At 67.8% G+C, this 19,339-nt stretch carries 19 protein-coding genes; 9 read left to right on the top strand and 10 right to left on the bottom strand.

The window, feature by feature from the left end; genetic code table 11:
• Positions 1-15: 15 nt before the first annotated feature.
• Positions 16-486, bottom strand: a complete 471-nt coding sequence (locus AB0472_RS16155; RefSeq protein ID WP_366357030.1) for an ATP-binding protein — start codon at positions 484-486, stop codon at positions 16-18.
• 228 nt (positions 487-714) lie between these two features.
• Between AB0472_RS16155 and AB0472_RS16150 the strand changes: the two genes are divergently transcribed.
• The 3 genes from AB0472_RS16150 to AB0472_RS16140 are packed head-to-tail and all read left to right on the top strand — an operon-like array spanning position 715 to position 2,399.
• Positions 715-1,566 carry a helix-turn-helix transcriptional regulator gene (locus AB0472_RS16150; RefSeq protein WP_366357029.1) on the top strand — a complete coding sequence of 284 codons (852 nt, stop codon included), beginning with the start codon at positions 715-717 and terminating at the stop codon, positions 1,564-1,566.
• Positions 1,567-1,573: 7 nt separating this feature from the next.
• Positions 1,574-1,759 carry a DUF397 domain-containing protein gene (locus tag AB0472_RS16145; protein ID WP_366357027.1) on the top strand — a complete coding sequence of 62 codons (186 nt, stop codon included), beginning with the start codon at positions 1,574-1,576 and terminating at the stop codon, positions 1,757-1,759.
• Between the two features lie 4 nt (positions 1,760-1,763).
• Entirely contained in the window at positions 1,764-2,399 is a 636-nt protein-coding gene (locus AB0472_RS16140; protein WP_366357026.1) for a hypothetical protein, read from the top strand.
• Positions 2,400-2,421: 22 nt separating this feature from the next.
• On the opposite strand, the gene AB0472_RS16135 is transcribed toward AB0472_RS16140, so the two are convergent.
• Genes AB0472_RS16135 through AB0472_RS16105 form a run of 7 tightly spaced genes read right to left on the bottom strand, consistent with a single transcriptional unit; the run spans position 2,422 to position 7,913 of the window.
• Positions 2,422-3,204, bottom strand: a complete 783-nt coding sequence (locus AB0472_RS16135; protein WP_366357024.1) for a hypothetical protein — start codon at positions 3,202-3,204, stop codon at positions 2,422-2,424.
• Positions 3,201-3,794, bottom strand: coding sequence for a hypothetical protein (locus tag AB0472_RS16130; RefSeq protein ID WP_366357022.1), 594 nt, complete (start codon positions 3,792-3,794; stop codon positions 3,201-3,203). The genes AB0472_RS16135 and AB0472_RS16130 overlap by 4 nt, the downstream gene beginning before the upstream one ends.
• 3 nt (positions 3,795-3,797) lie before the next feature.
• Positions 3,798-4,400 (bottom strand): hypothetical protein, encoded by a 603-nt coding sequence (locus AB0472_RS16125; RefSeq protein ID WP_366357020.1) that lies wholly within the window; start codon positions 4,398-4,400, stop codon positions 3,798-3,800.
• Positions 4,401-4,419: 19 nt separating this feature from the next.
• On the bottom strand, positions 4,420-5,856 hold the full coding sequence (locus AB0472_RS16120) for a putative T7SS-secreted protein (protein WP_366357018.1): 1,437 nt from the start codon (positions 5,854-5,856) through the stop codon (positions 4,420-4,422).
• A complete protein-coding gene (locus AB0472_RS16115) occupies positions 5,853-6,176 on the bottom strand; it encodes a hypothetical protein (protein ID WP_366357017.1) in 324 nt (107 codons plus the stop codon). The genes AB0472_RS16120 and AB0472_RS16115 overlap by 4 nt, the downstream gene beginning before the upstream one ends.
• 40 nt (positions 6,177-6,216) lie before the next feature.
• Positions 6,217-7,248 (bottom strand): hypothetical protein, encoded by a 1,032-nt coding sequence (locus tag AB0472_RS16110; protein WP_366357015.1) that lies wholly within the window; start codon positions 7,246-7,248, stop codon positions 6,217-6,219.
• Positions 7,248-7,913 (bottom strand): hypothetical protein, encoded by a 666-nt coding sequence (locus AB0472_RS16105; RefSeq protein ID WP_366357014.1) that lies wholly within the window; start codon positions 7,911-7,913, stop codon positions 7,248-7,250. The genes AB0472_RS16110 and AB0472_RS16105 overlap by 1 nt, the downstream gene beginning before the upstream one ends.
• Positions 7,914-8,286: 373 nt before the next feature.
• Here AB0472_RS16105 and AB0472_RS16100 point away from each other — a divergent pair, with 373 nt between their 5' ends.
• The 6 genes from AB0472_RS16100 (at position 8,287) to AB0472_RS16075 (ending at position 15,939) form a co-directional block, all read left to right on the top strand.
• On the top strand, positions 8,287-12,876 hold the full coding sequence (locus AB0472_RS16100) for an RHS repeat-associated core domain-containing protein (RefSeq protein WP_366357012.1): 4,590 nt from the start codon (positions 8,287-8,289) through the stop codon (positions 12,874-12,876).
• Positions 12,877-12,904: 28 nt separating this feature from the next.
• Positions 12,905-13,372, top strand: a complete 468-nt coding sequence (locus AB0472_RS16095; protein WP_366357010.1) for a hypothetical protein — start codon at positions 12,905-12,907, stop codon at positions 13,370-13,372.
• A gap of 111 nt (positions 13,373-13,483) precedes the next feature.
• Positions 13,484-13,747, top strand: a complete 264-nt coding sequence (locus AB0472_RS16090; protein ID WP_366357008.1) for a hypothetical protein — start codon at positions 13,484-13,486, stop codon at positions 13,745-13,747.
• Positions 13,704-14,024: a hypothetical protein gene (locus AB0472_RS16085; protein WP_366357006.1), complete on the top strand. Its 321-nt coding sequence runs from the start codon at positions 13,704-13,706 to the stop codon at positions 14,022-14,024. The genes AB0472_RS16090 and AB0472_RS16085 overlap by 44 nt, the downstream gene beginning before the upstream one ends.
• 123 nt (positions 14,025-14,147) lie before the next feature.
• The gene (locus AB0472_RS16080; protein WP_366357005.1) at positions 14,148-15,413 is read left to right on the top strand and encodes a hypothetical protein; all 1,266 of its coding nucleotides are present in this window, start codon (positions 14,148-14,150) and stop codon (positions 15,411-15,413) included.
• The gene (locus tag AB0472_RS16075; RefSeq protein WP_366357003.1) at positions 15,406-15,939 is read left to right on the top strand and encodes a barstar family protein; all 534 of its coding nucleotides are present in this window, start codon (positions 15,406-15,408) and stop codon (positions 15,937-15,939) included. Before AB0472_RS16080 ends, AB0472_RS16075 begins: the two co-directional genes overlap by 8 nt.
• A 23-nt stretch (positions 15,940-15,962) precedes the next feature.
• Here AB0472_RS16075 and AB0472_RS16070 read toward each other — a convergent pair whose 3' ends face one another.
• Together AB0472_RS16070 and AB0472_RS16065 are read right to left on the bottom strand one after the other, a co-directional pair.
• Entirely contained in the window at positions 15,963-17,162 is a 1,200-nt protein-coding gene (locus AB0472_RS16070; RefSeq protein WP_366357001.1) for an acyltransferase, read from the bottom strand.
• Positions 17,159-19,261: a bifunctional polysaccharide deacetylase/glycosyltransferase family 2 protein gene (locus tag AB0472_RS16065; RefSeq protein ID WP_366356999.1), complete on the bottom strand. Its 2,103-nt coding sequence runs from the start codon at positions 19,259-19,261 to the stop codon at positions 17,159-17,161. Before AB0472_RS16065 ends, AB0472_RS16070 begins: the two co-directional genes overlap by 4 nt.
• Positions 19,262-19,339: the final 78 nt, after the last annotated feature.

Below are 19,339 nucleotides of genomic sequence, written 5' to 3'. Positions count from 1 at the left end.
GCCACGAGCAGCCGGCTACCTGGCGGGTTGACCGGACCTTGACCTGCCCACCTCGAACCACAACAGCTTCCCGGCACCGCGATCCAGCGGACCTCCGTCGCCGATCGGCCAGCCGCCCCAGGTGTCGGCGTACTCCTGTACGAGATGCAGCCCGCGTCCCTCTTCGGCACCCACCGGGGTGCGGCGGACCCGGTCCCAGGGTGGTGCGCCGAAGGGGGCCGGGATGCGCGGGTGGCTGTCCCAGACCCCGACCCGCAACCGTCCGCCGGGCAGGGCGGTCAGCCGGAGGGAGGCGGGGCCGCTGGTATGCCGGTAGGCGTTTGTCACCAACTCCGACGTCAACAACTCGACGGCATCAAGGACTTCGAGTCTGCCATGGCCGCTCAGCGCCGCCCGTACGGTCATGCGTGCGACGCGTGCCGCGCGCGGGTCGTGCGGCAGACGGAGGGCGTACACCCAGGTGTCGGGCAGGGATACGGTTCCCATGGAGACCTCCAGCGAGAACGGGAAGGGGGACGGATCAGGCTCAACGACCGCGCCGGGCGGTGGCTCTGCCGTAGGGGTGCGCTTCCGGCTTATGGGCGTGGGGAGTTGGGCTGCGATAATCACGGTAGAGCAAATGGTTAGATACATCTAACTAAACCTATGGAAAGCATCCACGCTTCACTCATGTGAGGGAGCGCAGTGCCGCGTCGCGGCCAGGAAGGAGACAGCGTGCCGCCCACCGACAGCCCTACGCTCCGACAGCGACGGCTGGGCGCTGAGCTGCGCAAACTGCGGGAGCGGGCCGGACTCACGGCCACCGGCGCCGGCAACCTCCTGGGCGTCAATCAGGCGCGCGTCAGCATGATCGAGACCGGCCGCACCCCTGTCAGCGCCGACCGGCTTCGCTCCATGGCACGCGCCTACTCCTGCTCTGACGAGCAACTCGTCGACGCCCTGGCCGCGATGACAGGGCGGCGCACTCGCGGCTGGTGGGACAGCTACCGCGACCATCTTCCAGTCGGCCTCATCGACCTTGCCGAGCTGGAGTACCACGCGGCAGCACTGCGCGTTGCCCTGGTGATCCACATCCCCGCACTGCTCCAGACGACCGACCACGCACGGGCGCTCTTCAAGGAGGCCGTACCGGCTCTGCGGCAGTACGAGATCGAGCATCGGGTCAGCCACCGGATCAAACGACAGGAGATCCTGCACCGGGAGAGTCCCCCGCCCTACACGGCGGTGATCCACGAGTGCGCACTGCACATGGGGTACGGCGGCCCCACCACTGTGCAGGCTCAGCTGAAGCACCTACTGGACATGAGCGAGCTGGAACATGTGACCGTTCGGGTCATCCCGTTCGGCAAGGGTTCCTTCCCCGGTACAGGACAGTCCGTCGACTACCTGGTGGGGGCGGTACCTCAACTCGACACCGTTCAGTTGGACACCCACCACGGGTGTGACTTCCTCGACGCCGAGGCCCAGTTGGAAAAGTACCGACTCGTTCTCGACCGCATGGAGGAGAACGCTCTCGAACCCGCAGAATCCGTTGACCTGATCCACCGCATCGCCAAGACCATCTGAGGGAACCGTGTCCGAACTCCGTTGGCAGAAGTCCACATACAGCCCCGACGCCTCGAACTGTGTCGAAATAGCCACCACCCCCGCGGCCGTCCACATCCGCGACTCGAAGCACCGGGCAGGCCCCCGCCTCACGGTCGGGCCCTCCACCTGGGCCCACTTCGTATCCCGCGTGGCACAGCCCCGGCCACGGTGACCGCATGGGAACGGACATCCACGGCTGGATCGAGTGCCGCACCTGGCGGGAGGGCCTGAACCACGACGAGACGGCATGGTCCCCGGCCATCAGCCTGTCGGTGCTGGGCATGCCGAGGGACTACGACGGCTTCGCGTGCCTCTTCGGCGTACGCGACTTCGACGCCACCTGGCGTCCGGTGGCAGCGGACCGAGGCCTACCGCCGGACACCTCCCCCGAGGTCCGCGAGGACCACGCCACCTGGGCGGCCTCGGCCTTCGCGGAGACCTGGCTGACCTGGCCGGAGGCGAGGGCGATCGACTGGACGGAACCGGCAATCCCCCGCACCACCCACATCGCCCGCTACGACCGCACCCCGGACGGCGCCCTCCGCCTGGTCCACCACCACGACTGGAGCAGAGGCTTCGCCCGGGCGAGCGGCATCAACACGCTGACGACGTCCCCGGCCGACCTGGCCGGCCTCCACCCCGAAGGCACGGAATGGACCACCGGCACCACGGTCTACCGGGCCGAGCGCGCCCGCCGCCGGGACGCGGTTCCGGAGGACGGCCCGTGGGCGCCGGTGTGGACGGTGATGGAGGCCCTGGCCGGGGTGCACGGAGAGGGGAACGTACGGCTGGTGGCGTGGTTCGACGAGTGACCGCCTCCTCAAGCGGCCGTTGTCACGGCTGGCATGCCTGGTCACCCCTGTTCGAAACGATGTCGCTGGTCTGCCAGACGCCGTCGGCGTTCTTGGCGAGCACGGTGTGGTAGAGCACGTAGGACTGCGAAGTGGTCGGGGTCCTGTTGACCTTTCCGGTCGTCCTGTACTTGATGAACGACTTGCTCTCGTCGGAGCAATAGGTGACGTATGCCTTGTCAGCCCCGGACAGGGTCACCTTCCGGTCGAAGAACCGGGTCTCCCCGATCCAGGTGTCCTTCTTGTTCAGGTAGCCATTGATGAAGGTGATCGACGCGTTCAGAGCCTTGCCGGTGTTGTAGAAACCGAGGGCCTTCGTGCTCGTGCTCCCCGTGAGGATCGCCTCGTCAACAGAGTTCACGCTCAGCGCGCTGTCCGCGAGAACCGCGTCCTTCGTCGCGTCTCCGGTCTTCGTGTCCTCGAAGACGTTCTTGGCGGTACTGGGAAACGCGATCTCCGGACGTCCGGTGGCGGCCGTCCGGGAGGCGGTCGGCCGTGCGGAAGCCGGTGATGCGGAGATCGAGTTCACCACCCCTGCACTCTTGCCACCCGCCCTCGCATCTCCGCCGCCGTCTCCGCATCCCGTGAGCAGGAATACGGCTACGGCGCCGGCGGCCCCCGCGATGAACGGGCGTGGAATACGTGCGCTCAAGGCCGGCACGCGGCGCTCCCCTGTGATGTCAACGTCTCGGTGATCCGGACGCCTTGCTCGTCGGTCCCGTGTCGGCTGCTGCAGAACCGAGGGCGTCGGATCGGCGGTGGTCACTTCCAGTGCAGCGATTTGGCGACCGCCTCGAACAAATCGACCATGGCATCGGCGTACATGTCCAAGGACGTCGAGAACGTGAGCAGCAGGACGGCCCGGGTGTTCGGCACCCTGACCGCGTAGTCCACCACGGTCACGGGCAGTTGGTTGCCGGTCGGATCTTCGGCATCCGGGACCTTACGGGTGCGCCGCATCGTCGCGGTCCCGGCGAACGGGAGAACGACGTCGGTGATCTCCTGGGACCGGCCCTTCGCTTCGAGGCGGATGTCCTCCTCGGCCGGGGCCACTGTGACGAGCAGCGAGGAGGAGAGCGGTACCGGGCCGATGGAGGCCGTCGAGATGTAGAGTTCGACGCCGCCGTTCGCGTGGCCTTCTTCCGCTCGCGCAGCTACGGCCTTGATGAACTCCCGCTTAAGAAGCACGGCGTCGTCCTGGCCGTAGAAAACCCGCTCGGCCAGTGCGCGAACGGGCGCCTTCCAGCTGTCGGGTTCGAGCGGCATCCTGAACCAGCCGTCCGGGACGAGCAGACCGTAGTCACCCGGCGGGGCGATCTCTCCGTCGGCATGGCCGTCGACGAGGACGTCTGACACTGCTCAGCCTTCCTTGATCTCGGTGAGCTCCAGGGACTCGGCCAGCGTCTGCGCCAGCTCCAACAGCGCCTCGCTGAAGACGAGATTCGTCCACGACATCCGGAGGACAAGGATGTTGTCGACCTGCGGCGGAATCACCGCATAGGTGGCCGTCTCCATCATCGTCTTCTTTTTGAAGACCGATCCGGTCTCGACGGAGAGGAGTTCTTGGACTCGTACACCGGGCCCGGCCGGAAGGTTCACCTCGGTCACGCCACGGCGCTCGGGAGACGTGGGGAGGACAGCCTGCAGGAGATCGGGAAGACGGTCAGTGGACCGGTATCCGTCGCCGTCGTAGTCGTGGACCTCGTAGACGGCGGTCAACGCCTTCGCTGCGTCGATCACATAGGCATAGGCAAAGGTGGGATCGCCCAGATCAGCCGTAGCCGCCACCCGGGCCAGTACCGCGGCCAGGTCGCGGATCTCACTTCGCGGGGCATCTGCACCCAGGTGCTGCCGAGCGGCCTGCCTGGCCCACTCACCGAACTCCACGCCCTCCCCCACGGGCAGCCTGATGCTGCTCTCGGGCTCGGAGATCAGGCACTGCCATGTCACGTCGTCACTCACTCGGAATTCCTCCTGGCCGTCACGAACCCACCGTCCAAGCGGTCTTCCACTTGTTGTACGGATTGTCCCATTCCGTGAGGCCGTGGAGCTTGTCATTCCCGTCGATGGCGGTCGCCGCGGCGGTGTAACCGAGCCACTTCTGCCCGGCGGATCGCACATAGTCGGTGAACTTCACCCCGCCCATGCTTTCGAACTTGCCGAGAATCGGAACCTCGTGGAGCGCCTTGGTGGACTCGACCCACTCCGGATTACCGAAGGGCCGGGCCCCCCGCCAGGCATCCCTTCCGAAGAGCTTCCCCACGTCCTTGAAGTCCTTGAGGCCCTTCACGGCGTCCACCGTGTCCTGGTAGATCACCTTGGGATTCAGGACGTGCTTGAACTCCCCGAGCTTGCCGAAGGCTCCCGGCAAGTCGCCCGCGAGTCTCTGCGATGCCTCTTGGGCGGCCTGGTTCGCGACCTTGGTGGCTTTGCCCTTCAGTGTGTTGGCCGCTTTCACCGATCTCCCGGACAGCGAGTTGGCGGCGAGGTAGTCCGCCCTGGCGGAGCGACTCGCCGTCTGCACTCCCCGCACGCCCGCCGCGGCCGCCTTGCCCGCGCTCAGCGCGGCGCGGCCCAGCCCGAGCGTGAGCAGGGCCACGCCGTCCAGAACCAGGTCGGCGATGCTCGCGTCTCCCGAGAAGACGAGCACCAAGTGACAGGCGAGGGACACCACGGTCGCGAGCAGAGCGATCGCGTCCAGGACGCCCGCCAGCGCCCAGCCGATCACCGGGATCCAGCCCACCAGCAGCGAGGCGAGGGCGCAGGCTGTCGCCACCCAGCCGGCGATGTCCGCGATGGTCTTGAGCGCTCCCTTGATGTTCTCCCAGGTGGAGTCCTTCAGTTTGTCGTGGTCGATGAGCGCCTCAAGAGCGCGAGCCGCCTTCTCCCCGGCCCGGTTGCGGGCGTTCTTGGCATCGTGCACCCGCTTGATGGCGTCGTTGACACGGCCGTCGACCTCGTCTCGCTTCGTGGTCAGGGCGTGCTTCTGCTGCTCGTAGTCGCTCGCGGACTTGTCCAGGGCGTCGAGCGACTTGTCGAGACGGTCCCGTTCACCGCGGTCGCGCTCGGCGTCGTTACGGGCCTTGTCCGCCGCCTGCTGGGAGGACGCCAGGACGGAGGCGTACTTCTCATCCGGCCGGTCCGTCTGCTCGCCCAGGAGGTCGGCAGCCGTCTCGAAACGGTCCAGGACCTTCTTCAGCCGTCCGACTGTCCCCTCGGCCGTCTTGCGGAACTCGTTGGCGGCATCACTCTGCCAGCCGTCGACACCGCAGAGGGCTTCGATGTTGCCCGTCTGTCTCCTGATGGCATCGGCCACCGAGCGGAATCGCCGTCCCAGCTTCGCCACAGCCTCGGGGTCCCCGGACACCGGGTCGGAGTCCAGCTCGACCGGTGACCAGTCCTTCGGTCGGGACATCATCCCCCTTGCCTCTGGGACTTCTTGTCCTGCTTGCGGACCGCGTTGGCGAGGTCGGTGTCGATCTGCTCGTAGGCCTGAGCCGCGGCCTTGGTGATGGTCGCGAGCTTGGCCAACTCCCCTTCGAGTTTCCCACGCTTGTAGTCCCAGTTGTCAGCGAAGTCGTCGAGCCGGTCCGTGAGCTCCTCGTGACCGACGACCTCACGGCTCCAGCCGTACTTGTCCTTGTCGTCGAGCCCCTGCAACTCCTCGACGATCTTCTCGATGCCCGTGGAAACGCTCTTGAGCACGTCGAGATCGTCGATCCTGGTCCGGTCACCCACGACGCCTCCCACGGCCGGAAGGCTCCGGCCGACTCATCGCTCACCTGTTGACGGACTGAATCTCCTGCACGATGACATCCTGAGTGGCACCGAAGGTCCCGTCGTCCAAGGGTCCGCCCGTCCCTCCCGTGCCCTTCCAGCTGATGTTCCAGGTGATCGTGGCCCTGAGCGGGTACGAGCCCGTGCCCGAGGACCGCAGGTACTTCACCCCACAGGGTGGCGTCTCGCCGGCCTTCCCCTTGGCGTAGGCCTCACCGATGCTGCCGTTCTTGAACTCGCAGACACCCGAGGCGGGATACGTCACCGCATCCGAGGTACCAGGGTCGATCTTGAGGGAGTGCGGCGTGGCGGTGGTCGTGGCGCTGATGCCCAGCACGGGCACGGACGCGGTGACGGAAACCGGTTTGAATTTGACACTGTCCAGCCAGGCCCAGGTGGGAAGGTTGACCTTTGTCTTGTCCGCCGGGGCCAGGGTCACCTGTGTACTGGGAACGCGGATCTCCTTGTACGCGAGTTCCGCCAGGATCTTTGGCGTTACTGCATTCTCGACATCGGCAGGCGGAGCATCACCCTTGTCCACCCAGAAGATAGGCTTGTCGCACTTATCCCAGCCTGGCGGGAAGCTCTTGTCGACGTATGAGTCCCACCAGTAACCCTTGTCGGCCTTGTCCTTGTTGAAGTCCTTGTAAGGGTTCCCGTTCACATACCTGTCGCGTTGCTCGGCATCCCATTCGTAGCCCGTCGAGCCCGCCTCCCAGATCGGCTCCAAGTACGCCTGGAGTTGAGCAGGGGTGTACTTCGGGGCGTACCAGCAGGCAGGAGGCACCCAGGACGTGGTGGAAATGATCGCCCCCACCGAAGCGCCCGAGCCGTTCTTAGAGAAGTCGAAAACGACGCCTGCCGCGCTGGCCGATATCGTGCCGTCCGGGCTGCTGTCCCCCTTCGGCCCAGGATCGGAGTTCTGCGAATTGCCGTCGAGCACGTCATCTGCATACGCCACGCCCGGACCGGACAGAAGCGACAGGCATACCCCCAGAGTGACTAGCAGGGGAAATGCGTGCGGCTTGCGCATCAAGGCTGGCACTCTGCACTCCCAATCTGAGAAATGATCTTCTCAATCACCCAGACACCCTTGGTATTCTTCTTCAATGACGTGTGATAAATGACGTAGCTCTTTGCAGTGACCTTGGTCTTCCTGATCTCATTGGTCTTGAGGTACTTCACGAACGCCTTGCCTTGGTCTTCGCAGTAACTCAGCGAAGCTGTCCCGTCCTTGGACACAGCCACATCAGGAGAGTAGAAGCGGTAGGCGCCCGTGATGCTGGCCTTGTGGTCCACATAATTCTGGATGAATTTCTGTGTACCCGCAGCGGCTTCACCCTCGTAGTAGTAGAGATATACCTTGTCGAGAGCGTCCTGATGAACGATCGCAAGATCCACCGCTTTGATGGACTGCTCACTGTCAGCAAGCACTTCGTCCTTGTCGGCATTACCGGTCTGCGGCCACTCGAAGGTGTACGACAAGTCAGATGGCATGTCGAGCTTCGGGCGGCCAGCGGCCTCGGAAGCCGAAGCACTCGGCGAAGCCGAAGCCGAAGCCGAAGCCCCCGTGTCCGCGCCCGCGATCTTGTCGTTCGACTTGGACTTGCCTCCGTCACCCCCACCGCAACCGGCAAGCAGCAGTGCGGCCGTCACACCGGCGGTGGCTGTCGTGAGCAGGCGGGAACGGCGGGTCACGGTGGGCTCCTGGTGGGGCGGTTGGGGTCTGCGAAGCAGCGAATACGGTATCGGGGACCATCCGGAATGCACCAGAGCGATTTGCTGCACGTCGGCAGCACGAAACGTGTACGGCACACCATAGCCGGGCAACTCAACGCCTCCACCACGGCTTTGGTGCCGTCCCGTGACATCCCCGCGGCCCCCGGTTGGCCTCCGCAAAGGACTGCTGACAGGGCAGGCTTCCGGAATACCGGGCGGACCACAGGCCCAGACAGGGGCACCGATCCGGACCGCAGTCACAGAGTGGCCTTCACCTCGGACGGACGACCCCTGTAACTTCACGCGTGCACAGGTTTGTTGATGAGGCGTACGCGACGGGGGTTGCGGGGACATGGCGGGGTACCGACCGGCGGACTGGCATCCACTCGATCTCGACCGGGACCCGACCCCCGGCGACCCACAACGCGTCCGCACGCTCGCCCAGCAACTCCACACCTTCGCCGACGACGTTTCCGACGCGCTCCGCCTGGTCAAGGGCATGGCCGGCGAGGACACGCTCCTGCAGTGGGCGGGCAAGTCGGCCGAGGTGTTCAAGGAGCAGTTCAAGGACGTTCCGAAGAACCTGAAGAAGCTGAAGAAGTCGTACGAGATGTGCGGCGACGCCCTCGCGGACTACTGGCCCAAGCTTGAGCGCGCCCAGGCGCTGGCGGACAAGGCCCTCGCCAAGGCGAAGGACGCGCAGTCGGACCTGTCCTCCGCCAAGTCCCGGCTCTCCTCCGCCGATTCCTGGGTCACCCGGGCCACCAAGGAAGCCGACAAGTACAAGGACGACCCCACCGGCAGCAAGTCGGACGCCGACAAGCCGGACGAGGGCAAGGTGCGGGCCGCCACCCGGGACGTGCAGAGCGCCAAGTCCGCGCACACCCAGGCCCAGTCTGACGTCACCACCGCCCAGAACGCCCTCGATGCCGCGAAGAAGATGGCCGAGGACGCCCGGAAGATGCGTGACGACGCGGCCGGTGAGGCGAAGCGGAAGATCGACGAGGCGTCCGACGCGGGGATACCGAACCGGCACTGGTGGCAGGACGTCGGGCACTGGTTCGAGGACAACTGGGACACCATCGTCACCGTCTGCAAGGTCGTCGTCGCCGTCGTCGGGATCATCGCGATGATCATCGGCGGGCCCATCCTCGGCGCGATCGTGCTGGTCGCCGCCCTCGTCGTGCTCGCCGACACCCTCTACAAATACTCCAAGGGACAAGCATCCCTATGGGATGTGGCGTTCGCAGCCCTGGACTGCATACCCGGTGGCAAGGGCATCACCTCCCTCGGCAAACTCGCCAAGGGTGTGAAGGAGATGAAGGTCTTCAAGGGCGGCCTCAAGGCCATGGCGGAGAGCCTTGGCAAGAAGGGGCTGCGTAAGGAGGCCGACGATGTGCTCGCCAAGAGCAAGCCGGGCAAGGGGCGGTGCCTCAACGGCGACCCCATCGACATGGTCTCCGGCGAGATGTACATGGCCGAGACCGATGTCGAGCTACCCGGGCTACTTCCGCTTCTCCTACGGCGCACCCACCTGTCCACGTACCGCGCGGGCCGTTCCTTCGGCTCGTCGTGGGCCTGCACGCTCGACGAGCGCCTGGAATTGGACGACCGAGGCGCCGTCTTCGCCACCGAGGACGGCATGATCCTCGTCTATCCCGTGCCGGAACCCGGGGCTTCGGTACTGCCGGCGGAGGGGCCGCGGTGGCCGCTGGACTGGGACGGCACTCCCGGTGCCCCGGTACGGATCACCGACCCACTCACGGACGTCACCCGTCATTTCGCCCCGCCGCAGCGGCCCGGGCCGATCGACGAGCCGTTCACCCTGCTGCTCACGGCGATGACGGACCGCAATGGCTTCCGGATCGACTTCGACCGCGATGCCGAGGGCACACCCGTGGCCGTACGGGACTCGGGCGGCCGGTGCGTGTACGTGGACACCACCGACGGCGGACGCGTCACCGGTCTGCGCCTGCGCAATCCTGAGGACGGCCCTGAGGGTACTGTCCTGCGGCGCTTCGACTACAGCTCCGTCGGCGATCTGACCGGCATCCACGACTCGGGCGAGCTGCCCCTGAGCCTCGCCTACGACTCCCGCGGGCGTATCACGTCGTGGACCGACCGCAACGGCTACCGCTTCTGCTTCGGTTACGACGGGCTGGACCGCTGCGTCCGGGGTGAGGGTGCCGACGGCAGCCTGTCCTGCACTGTGGAGTACGACGACGAAGCGCGTGAGACGCGCTACACGGACGCACTCGGCCAGACCACGACGTACCGCTACAACGAGCTCTACCAACCGGTCGCCGTGACCGACCCGCTCGGGCACACCGAGCTCTCCGAGTGGGACCGTTTCGGACGGCTGCTCGCACGCACCGACCAGCTGGGCCGCACCACTGGCCTGACTCTTGGCGCCCACGGCCAGCCGACCCGGATGGAGCGGCCGGACGGCTCCGTCATCGAGGTGGCGTACAGCGGCGAAGGTCTGCCCGTCGCCGTCACGGAGGCCGACGGAGCGCGTTGGGAGTGCACGTACGACGACCGGGGCAACCTGCTCACCAGCACCGATCCGCTCGGTGCGGTGAGCCGCTACACCTACGACGGACGCGGGCACCGGACCACACGGACCGACGCGCTCGGCAACACCTTCCGTTTCGAGACCGACGAGGCGGGGCTGCCCGTCCGGGTCGTGGACCCACGCGGCAGCACCGTCACCGTGCGCCGGAACGCGTTCGGCCGCATCGTCCGGATCGATGACGCAGTCGGCGGGACTGTCAGCCAGGGATGGAGCCCGGAGGGCCGGCTGCTGTGGCGCGAGCACGCCGACGGCGGCCGGGAGACGTGGTCGTACGACCCTCAGGGCAACCTCACCGAGCACCGCGACCGCGGCGGGGCCACCACCGTCTTCGAGTACGGCGCGTTCGACCTCCCCAGCGCCAGAACCGATCCGGACGGCACCCGCTACTGCTTCACCCACGACGCCGAACTACGGCTGGTCGGCGTGACCAATCCGCTCGGCGACCTTTGGAGCTACCACTACGACGCGGCGGGCCGTCTCGTCGGCGAGACGGACTTCGACGGCCGGACGCTCGCCTACGCCTACGATCCCACCGGCCGGCAGACCGAGCGGAGGAACGGCATCGGGCAGACGGTCCGGATGACCCGTGACATCGCCGGCCGCGTGGTGGAAACCCGCGCGGACGGCGGCGCCGTCGTCTTCCTGCGCTACGACCCGGCCGGCCGGCTGGTCGAGGCCGCGGGCCCGGAAAGCGTGGTCGCTTTCACCTACGACGCGGTGGGCAGGGTGCTCACCGAAAGCGTCGACGGCCGCACAGTCACCAGCGCGTACGACCCGCTGGGCCGCAGGGTGGGGCGGACCACTCCGTCCGGCGCCACCTCGCGGTGGTCGTATGACTCCGTGGGCCTGCCCGTCTCGCTCGTGACCGCGGCAGGCGAGCTCACCTTTACCCACGACGCGGCCGGCCGGGAAACCGCCCGCGGGTTGGCCGGCGCCGCCACGCTGACCCAATCCTGGGACGCCGGACATCGCCTGGTGGATCAGGTCATCCACTCGGGGACCGGTCCGGCCGGCCCCGATGCCAGCACCGTGCTGCAGGCCCGCTCCTACGCCTACCGGGGCGACGGACACCTCACCTCGGTCGACGACAGGCTGGCCGGCACCCGAAGGTTCGACCTGGACCGGGCCGGCCGCGTCACCCGGGTGTCGGCCGCGAACTGGACCGAGACCTACGCGTACGACGAACTCGGCAACCTGACCACCGCGAACCATCCCGGAACCGCGGGACAGGACGCGCAAGGCCCGGTCGGGCGCTCCGGCACGAAGGTCACTTCGGCGGGCCGCACCACGTACGAGCACGACGATCAAGGACGCGTGGTCCGCATGATCCGGCGCACGCTGTCCGGGCTGCGGCGGATCTGGACCTACGCCTGGGACGCCGACGACCGGCTCGTCGAGGCCGCGACTCCCGACCGGGGCATATGGCGGTACCGCTACGACGTCCTCGGCCGGCGTACCGCCAAATGGCGGGTGCACGAGGACGGTTCGATCGCCGACGAGACCGCCTTCACCTGGGACGGAGCCAACCTCGCGGAGCAGCAGACGCTCCGGGACGGTGCGGTGGAGACCGACACGTGGGACTGGGACCCGGGTACCCACCGGGCGGCGGCCCAGACGCGGGGGCGACGCAGCCTCCTCGATGCGGACGAGGTCAGCAGGCGGTTCTACGCGATCGTCACCGACTCGGTGGGGACGCCCAGCGAACTCGTCGGCGAGGACGGCACGATCGCCTGGCGGGCCGCGACCAGCCTGTGGGGACGGCCCCTGGCCGGCGACGACGACAGCCTGTGCCCGCTGGCCTTCCCAGGTCAGTACCGCGACGCCGAGACCGGCCTGCACTACAACCTGGCCCGGTACTACGACCCGGACACCGCGCAGTACCTCTCACCCGACCCGCTGGGACTGGTCCCCGCTCCGAACCACCACGCCTATGTGGACAACCCGCTGCGCTGGACCGACCCGCTGGGTCTGGAGGGCGACAGCACCGAGCCGGTTCGGGTCTACGACGATTCCGAGTACAGCAAGCACGGTTCGGGCAGCAGTTCGTCCGCCAGGGGTGAGATCAGCCGCGCCCCCACCAACGGCCAGGCCGCACTCGACCGGTCCATCGACCTGGACCCGAACAACCCGAACGTCACCCGGCGCCTCGGCGTGGACCACGTGAACAACGAGATCGTCGTCCTGGATCGGCACCGGGCGATCACGGACAAGGACGGCAACATCGTCAAGGAGATTTACCACGGCCACGTACAGTCCTCGTACCCGTCGAACAGCGTCGACGAGGGCGATCTGACCAAGCTGAAGAGGGCGGGCATGATCAACAACACCAAGAAGCAGCGGGTGCTTCCGCCCAAGTGCGACGGGTGAAGGCGCGGGGATGAGGAGGGAAGGGGACATGGCATCCGGATGGGATTGGGCGGGCGGCGAAGGCCTGCTCGGTCTCGACGATCCTGCGGAATGGGACGCCGCGTTCACACGTGGAGAGGACCACCTCGGGACGGCGGTGATCGGACTGGCGCTCAACTGCCCGTTGGCGGAGGCTTCCCCCCGGATCGTGCAGGCGATGCGGATGCCGGATCCGAACCAGCGGGGGTTCGCGTTCACCGCGGCGGGCGACGCGGCCCGGATCAACGGCGCACTCACGCCGGAGTTGTACGAAGCACTGCGCGCGGAGGGGCCGCATGGCTTCGCCACCCACGCCATCAGGGACACGCTGACCTTCGTACCGTTCCGGGATCTGCCGCCGTGGTTCAAACGCCGGTGGGTGTATGTGACCGTACGCAACAAGCTGGAGTACTGGTGGCATCGCATCCAGGACGCGATCGGCGATGCCTGGCGGGCCCTGCGGCGACGCCGCGGCTGAGCCGACCGGCAGCGGAGCAGTGCAGGGCCCTGGGAACGTGTGCAGAGTCAAAAGGTTTCCACTCACAGTCGCCGGCGAGGCCTCCCCCGGCATGGAGTTTCAGCAGTTGCCATGGACGCAGAAATCAAGTCCCGCTTCACGAGCGCCGGCCTGGAAGTGGTCGCGCGATACACGGGCGTTGACGGCCCATCCGTCGAGGAGGCGTTTCACCAGGTCGTGCACATCGATGCCACGCCGGTTCAGAGAATGCAGGAGCGCGGGCCCGACGCGGCTCACCAGATCGACGCGGCCTGGAAGACACGTGCGCATGAAGGAGAGGTGACAGCCGACGATGGTGATGGACCTCGACGAGGGAATGGTCGAGTACTTCCGTGACATCGCGAACGAGATGATCTCGCGGTTCGGTATTTCTCGGTCCGAAGCGGTGGCCAGGATCAACGAGCGATATCACGACGCGGAGATCTCCGCGTTCCCCGACCTCATGTGCCACGAGTTCCCGGAGTACTGGTCGTACGGCCTTTACTACTACCCGAACGAGTCCGGGCGCCTGCCCACCGGTGACGAGGACAACGACGAGGACTTCGATCTGGCCGCCCTGCGCGTCCGCCCCGCGCCCCCGAAAGACTCCCTCTACTGGACACTGGAGGCCTGAGCATGGCGGCCGTCGGCGGGACGCAGTTGGGCATGCGCACCAGAAGAATCGCCGACACGCAGCCGGAAGAAGCTCCCGCTCGGTGAGCATGTTCCAGTCGCCGACCAGAGGAGAATCATCAACATGCGGCAGGAAGATGCAACTTCGGCTGGGGGCGGCCACACCACGTTCGATCTCGACGAGATCGAAGATATGTGCGCCATGGCCACGCCCGGGCCCTGGTTCGTCAGAAACCTGGACGACAGCCATGCCATGAACCTGCGCGCCGTCAGTACGGTGGCGGACACCGGACGAGGTGAGCGGTGGCCCGAGTTCGACCACAGGGAGCTGATCGCGGCGACCCTGGTGCAGGAGCCACGCTACGTGGACTGCGCCGACGAACGCTGGGACGAGAACGCGGCCTTCATCGCGATGGCGCGGGATGCCGTGCCTCGGCTCGTGAAAGAGGTGAGGCGTCTGCGGCGGCTCCTCGCGGCTGTCGTGCCCGGAGACGGACACGCGACGGAGACCAGCACCTTCGCGTACCGCTTCCGCAGCCCGCTCGGCGGGCTCGCCGCCGATCTGACGGCGGAGCGCATGTCCCCGGGCACGGAGGACGGCTTCTTCCTGCAGATCGACGGGCAGGTGCGCCTGATCCCGCCCGCGGGAGCGCACTGGCGCGACGCCCACTGGCTGGCCCACGGCCTGGCCGCGCACGCGGCCGCCCTGCTGTCACTGCACCCGGAGGGCCTGACCGTCAGGGTCACGTCGTTCACGTTCCCGCTCGCCCACTACCGACCGGAAGTCGCGGCCCTGGCCATGGACGGCTGGCTCAGGCAGCAGTTCGGCCTGCCGGACCGCGGACTGCGGGTGGCCTTCGACGCCGAGCAGGGGGAGTACATGTTCCATTGGGGAGAGGGCACCGCCCTTTCTCGGACAACGCTCCGGTTCGAGTTCTCCGTGGCCGAGAACGAGGCGCCCCCGCCGTCAGGATTCGACCTGGGGCACATGGACGTCCGGGGCGACCGGGGAGCAGCAAGCTCGCGGGACCGCACCCCGGACCAGGCGATGATGATCTATCTCTCGCTGCCGCTGCTCATGGACGGCCTGCGCCGTTTCCTGTCGAGCCGGGACCGGTCCTTCACGACGTCCGCCGTCGACTCGTCCTTCTCGCTGACGTTCCGGCGCGGAGACGACGGCTCGATCGAGACCCTCCACGACGGTACGGTCATCGACCGCTCGTCCGCCGAGGACCTCACGAGCGCCGTGTACACAGCAGCCGAGCGCTTCGCGAGGCCCCGGCTCCCCCTCCTGCCCGAGGACGACGCGGGACGCGAGGACTTGGAGAAGTCCCTGGCCGAGTTCAGAGACTTCGTGCTGCAGCTGCCTCGGGGGAACGCCGGTGAGTGACGGCGCCCCCAACCCCTGGGTGCTCCTTGTTCCGGAGGAGTCCGCCGAGGTCCAGCGGCAGTTGTCGACCCTGACAGCAAAGGGTGGGCGAGTCCACCACTTCGACGCCCTCGATCTGACGACCGCGCAGGGAGTCTTCCGCACCTTCGCGGAAACCCTCCGCTTCCCCGGTTACTTCGGCCGGAACTGGGATGCCCTGGTCGACTGTCTGGGCGACCTGTGCGGCGAGGTCACGGGAGGCGGGGCGGGGATCGCGGGCGTCGTGCACGGTGCGGATCTCCTGTTGGAGACAGAACACTTCGCGCTGTTCGTATCGGTTCTCTGCCAGGGCGCCGACCGCGCGAACTCGGCCGTGGACCTCGACGGCGACCCTCTGGACCGGCCCGCGGTCGCCGAACACTTCGTCCTCGAATTCCGTGATTTCGACCGCGAGAAGATCGCAGCCCGCATCGAACAGCCGGACCTGATCGTCACCACGGGGGACGGATTCGTGGGGGCCGCGCTCAATCCCGAGGTATGGCACTGAGGGAGCACTGAGGCTGCGGCTTCTCATAGCGCCCGCCGGCGAGCCCGTCCCCGGCGTGCCCCGTCCGGCCACACCCGCGCCCTCCTCCCCGCCGCCGCGTCCTCCACCCACCCGAACGCCACCACCGCCACCGCGATCAGCGGCCACACCACCACGAACATCCAGAAGCCGTACGTCGAGTCCAGCAGGCCCGACGCCCGGTCTGACTCCATGAACGGCAGGTTGTACGCCTGGTCGATGATCGGGACCGTTGCCATGATCAGCATGTTGTGCCAGAGGTAGATGGTCACGGCGCGGTTGTTGGAGAGGGTGATGAGTCTGTCCCAACGGCGCAGGCCGCCCGGCAGCTCACGCCAGGACGGGGAGTACTGCAGCAGGATCAGCACGGCCCCGAACGACCAGCATGCCTGGGCGAGCGGGATGTCGTTGAGGTCCCAGCCGTCGGGGCCCTGATGGCCCGACGCCCACCACAGGCCCACTGCCATCACCAGGCAGGACAGCGAGACCGCCGCATAGCGGGGGACGCGTGCCAGTGCGCCCTCCTGGTGGGCGAAGCCCAGGGTCCAGCAGCCGCCGTACACCGCGAAGTCCGTCACCGCGTTGCCCGTCTCGCCGGGGATCCGCACCCACCCCGTGGCCAGCACAGCGGTCAGCGCCAGCGGGGCCAGGACCGTCTGCAGCGGGGCCTTGCGGAACGCCCGCAGGAGAAGCGGGGACAGGAGCACGAACCACAGGTACGCGCGGAGGTACCAGAGCGGGCCCGCCGCCTGTTCCGCCCAGGTGTCGTCCAGCAGGCCCGACGCCGAGCCGAGGTGTTCGGGGTAGGGCGGGGCGCCGATCGGGACGGCGTAGGTGGCGAGCCGGCACCAGCCGGTCCAACCGCCGCCCACGTCCGGGTCCTTCAGCGGATGCCAGCCCGCGCTGAGCATCATCGTCAGCAGCACCGCGCCGAACAGCCAGAGGGGAGGCAGGAGGCGGCGGAGCCGGGCCCGGACCACGCTTCCCGCCGAGCGGTTGAGGCTGCGGGCCATCAGGGAACCGGCCAGCGCGAACATCACGCCCATGGAGGGGAACAGCACGGTCAGCCAGGGCCAGCCGAAGAGGTGGTAGACCACCACGCGGAACAGGGCCAGGGAACGGAGGAGGTCGAGGTAGCGGTCCCGGCCGCCGCCGGTTCGGGCCGCCTTGCCCGCGCCGACCGGGGTTGCCTCTGCCTGCGTCATGCCGCCGACCTCTCCCCTGCCGTGCCCTGCGCCGCCCCCACCACGCCCGTCCTCCGCAGCTTCTGCCAGCGCAGGCGGCCGCCGGTCAGCGCCGTGATCCAGGACTGGAGGAGGACGACGTACATGAGCTGGCGGTAGAGGATCTGCTGGAGCGGGAGCGAGACGAGGTGGGTCATGCGTTCGCGGTCCAGGCGGAAGGCGTAGGCCGCGCAGACCGCCTGGACCGCCAGGATCCCCAGCCAGGCGCCGATCGTCTTCTGTGTCGGGCCGAAGACGATGCCGTAGAGGAGGAAGGCGTCGATCAGGGGGGCCAGGAGCGGGGCCACGACCATGAACAGCGAGACCAGCGGGAGGCCCACCCGGCCGAAGCGTCCGGACGGGCCGCGGTCCAGCAGGGCGCCGCGGTGTTTCCAGATCGCCTGCATCGTGCCGTACGACCACCGGTAGCGCTGGGACCAGAGCTGCGCGACCGACTCCGGGGCCTCCGTCCAGGCTCGGGCCCGTTCGGCGTAGACCACGCGCCAGCCCGCGCGGTGGATCGCCATCGTGATGTCGGTGTCCTCGGCGAGGGTGTCGTCGCTCATGCCGCCGACCTGCTTGAGGGCGGTGCGCCGGAACGCGCCGACCGCGCCGGGGATGGTCGGCATACAGCGCAGCACGTCGTACATCCGGCGGTCCAGGTTGAAGCCCATCACGTACTCGATGTGCTGCCAGGAGCCGATCAGCGAGTCCCGGTTGCCGACCTTGGCGTTGCCGGCGACCGCCCCGACGGCGGGATCGCCGAAGGGCTGGACGAGTTCCCGTACCGTGGCCGGTTCGAAGACGGTGTCACCGTCCATCATCACGACGATGTCGTGACGGGCGTTGCGCAGGCCCCGGTTGAGGGCGGCGGGCTTGCCCGCGTTCTCCTGGCGGACCACCCGGACGCGCGGCAGGCGCAGGTTCTCGACGATCCGTGCCGTGCCGTCCGTCGAGCCGTCGTCGACGACGAGGATCTCGATGGGATGCTCGCTCGCGGTCAGTGAACGGACCGTGTTCTCGATGCACTTGGCCTCGTTGTAGGCGGGGACCAGGACGGAGACCGGTTCGGTCACCGGGCGGCGGCCCCAGCGGAAGCCCTTGCGGCGGACCCTGCGGGCGTGCAGGGCGGAGAGCCAGAGCATCAGGGCGAAGCGGGCCAGCACCGACGCGCCGACCACCGCGAGGCCGACCACCAGTACGCCCGTGATGCCGTCCGCCGCCTGGACCAGGAAGATCCAGGCCCTGCCCTGCCAGAGGTCGGGTCCGGTGACCGGGGTGTGGGCGCTCGGGGCGCGCAGGGCCTCGGTGAGGTTGTCGACGGTGTACCCCTGCTTCTGCAGGTGCGGCAGGAGCCTGTCCAGGGCTTCGACCGTCTGGTGGCGGTCGCCGCCCGAGTCGTGCATCAGGACGATCGCGCCCTTGCCGTCGCGCGGGGTGGCGTTGCGGATGATCCGGTCGACGCCCGGCTTGCGCCAGTCCTCGCTGTCGACGTCGTTGACGACCGTGATGTAGCCGCGGGTGCCGATGTACCGGGTCACCGGCCAGGACCGGTTGTCCATCGCGTCGGCGAAGGAGGAGTACGGCGGCCGGAAGAGGGAGGTGCGGATGCCGCCCGCGCCGGTGATCGCCAACTGGGTCTGGGACAGCTCCCGGTCGATGCGCCGCTTCGACTGGTACGACAGGTCGGGGTGGCTGAAGGTGTGCACGCCGACCTCGTTGCCCTCGGCCACGATGCGCCGGACCAGCTGCGGGTAGCGGGAGGTCATGGTGCCGGTGACGAAGAAGACGGCGTGCGCGTGGTGCTTCTTCAGGACGTCCAGGACCTTCGGGGTCCAGGTCGGGTCGGGGCCGTCGTCGAAGGTGAGGACCAGGTGGTGGTCGGGGATGCGCAGGGAGGTCGTACGGCCGCCGCGGGTGTCGATGACCGGGCCGCCGTCCAGGATCTTCGCCGGGACCCGGTCGGTGGCGGCCTCGGGGCGGACGCGGTGGTCGGCGAGGATCTCGCTGTGGACGTAGCCGCGCAGCATCAGCATCGCCATCACGGCGGCGAGGACGAGCACGGGCAGCGTCAGACGCATGGAGAGGCGCCGGCGCCGGGAGGCGACTGCGGTCTGTCGGCGTCGGGAGCCGTCGACTGTGCTCCGGCGGCGCCGGGA

It is taken from the genome of Streptomyces sp. NPDC086777 (genome assembly GCF_040702065.1).
Classification (GTDB): Bacteria; Actinomycetota; Actinomycetes; order Streptomycetales; family Streptomycetaceae; genus Streptomyces.
Note: the sequence above shows the minus strand (reverse complement) of the source record. Positions and strands in the feature narration are given on the sequence as shown.

Coding starts and splice junctions, on each gene's coding strand:
- AB0472_RS16095 (WP_366357010.1), top strand. CDS start 12,905: ATGGCATCCGGATGGGATTGGGCGGGCGGCGAAGGCCTGCTCGGTCTC.
- AB0472_RS16155 (WP_366357030.1), bottom strand. CDS start 486: ATGGGAACCGTATCCCTGCCCGACACCTGGGTGTACGCCCTCCGTCTG.
- AB0472_RS16085 (WP_366357006.1), top strand. CDS start 13,704: ATGGTGATGGACCTCGACGAGGGAATGGTCGAGTACTTCCGTGACATC.
- AB0472_RS16090 (WP_366357008.1), top strand. CDS start 13,484: ATGGACGCAGAAATCAAGTCCCGCTTCACGAGCGCCGGCCTGGAAGTG.
- AB0472_RS16140 (WP_366357026.1), top strand. CDS start 1,764: ATGGGAACGGACATCCACGGCTGGATCGAGTGCCGCACCTGGCGGGAG.
- AB0472_RS16120 (WP_366357018.1), bottom strand. CDS start 5,856: ATGATGTCCCGACCGAAGGACTGGTCACCGGTCGAGCTGGACTCCGAC.
- AB0472_RS16070 (WP_366357001.1), bottom strand. CDS start 17,162: ATGACGCAGGCAGAGGCAACCCCGGTCGGCGCGGGCAAGGCGGCCCGA.
- AB0472_RS16110 (WP_366357015.1), bottom strand. CDS start 7,248: ATGCGCAAGCCGCACGCATTTCCCCTGCTAGTCACTCTGGGGGTATGC.
- AB0472_RS16080 (WP_366357005.1), top strand. CDS start 14,148: ATGCGGCAGGAAGATGCAACTTCGGCTGGGGGCGGCCACACCACGTTC.
- AB0472_RS16100 (WP_366357012.1), top strand. CDS start 8,287: ATGGCGGGGTACCGACCGGCGGACTGGCATCCACTCGATCTCGACCGG.
- AB0472_RS16065 (WP_366356999.1), bottom strand. CDS start 19,261: ATGCGTCTGACGCTGCCCGTGCTCGTCCTCGCCGCCGTGATGGCGATG.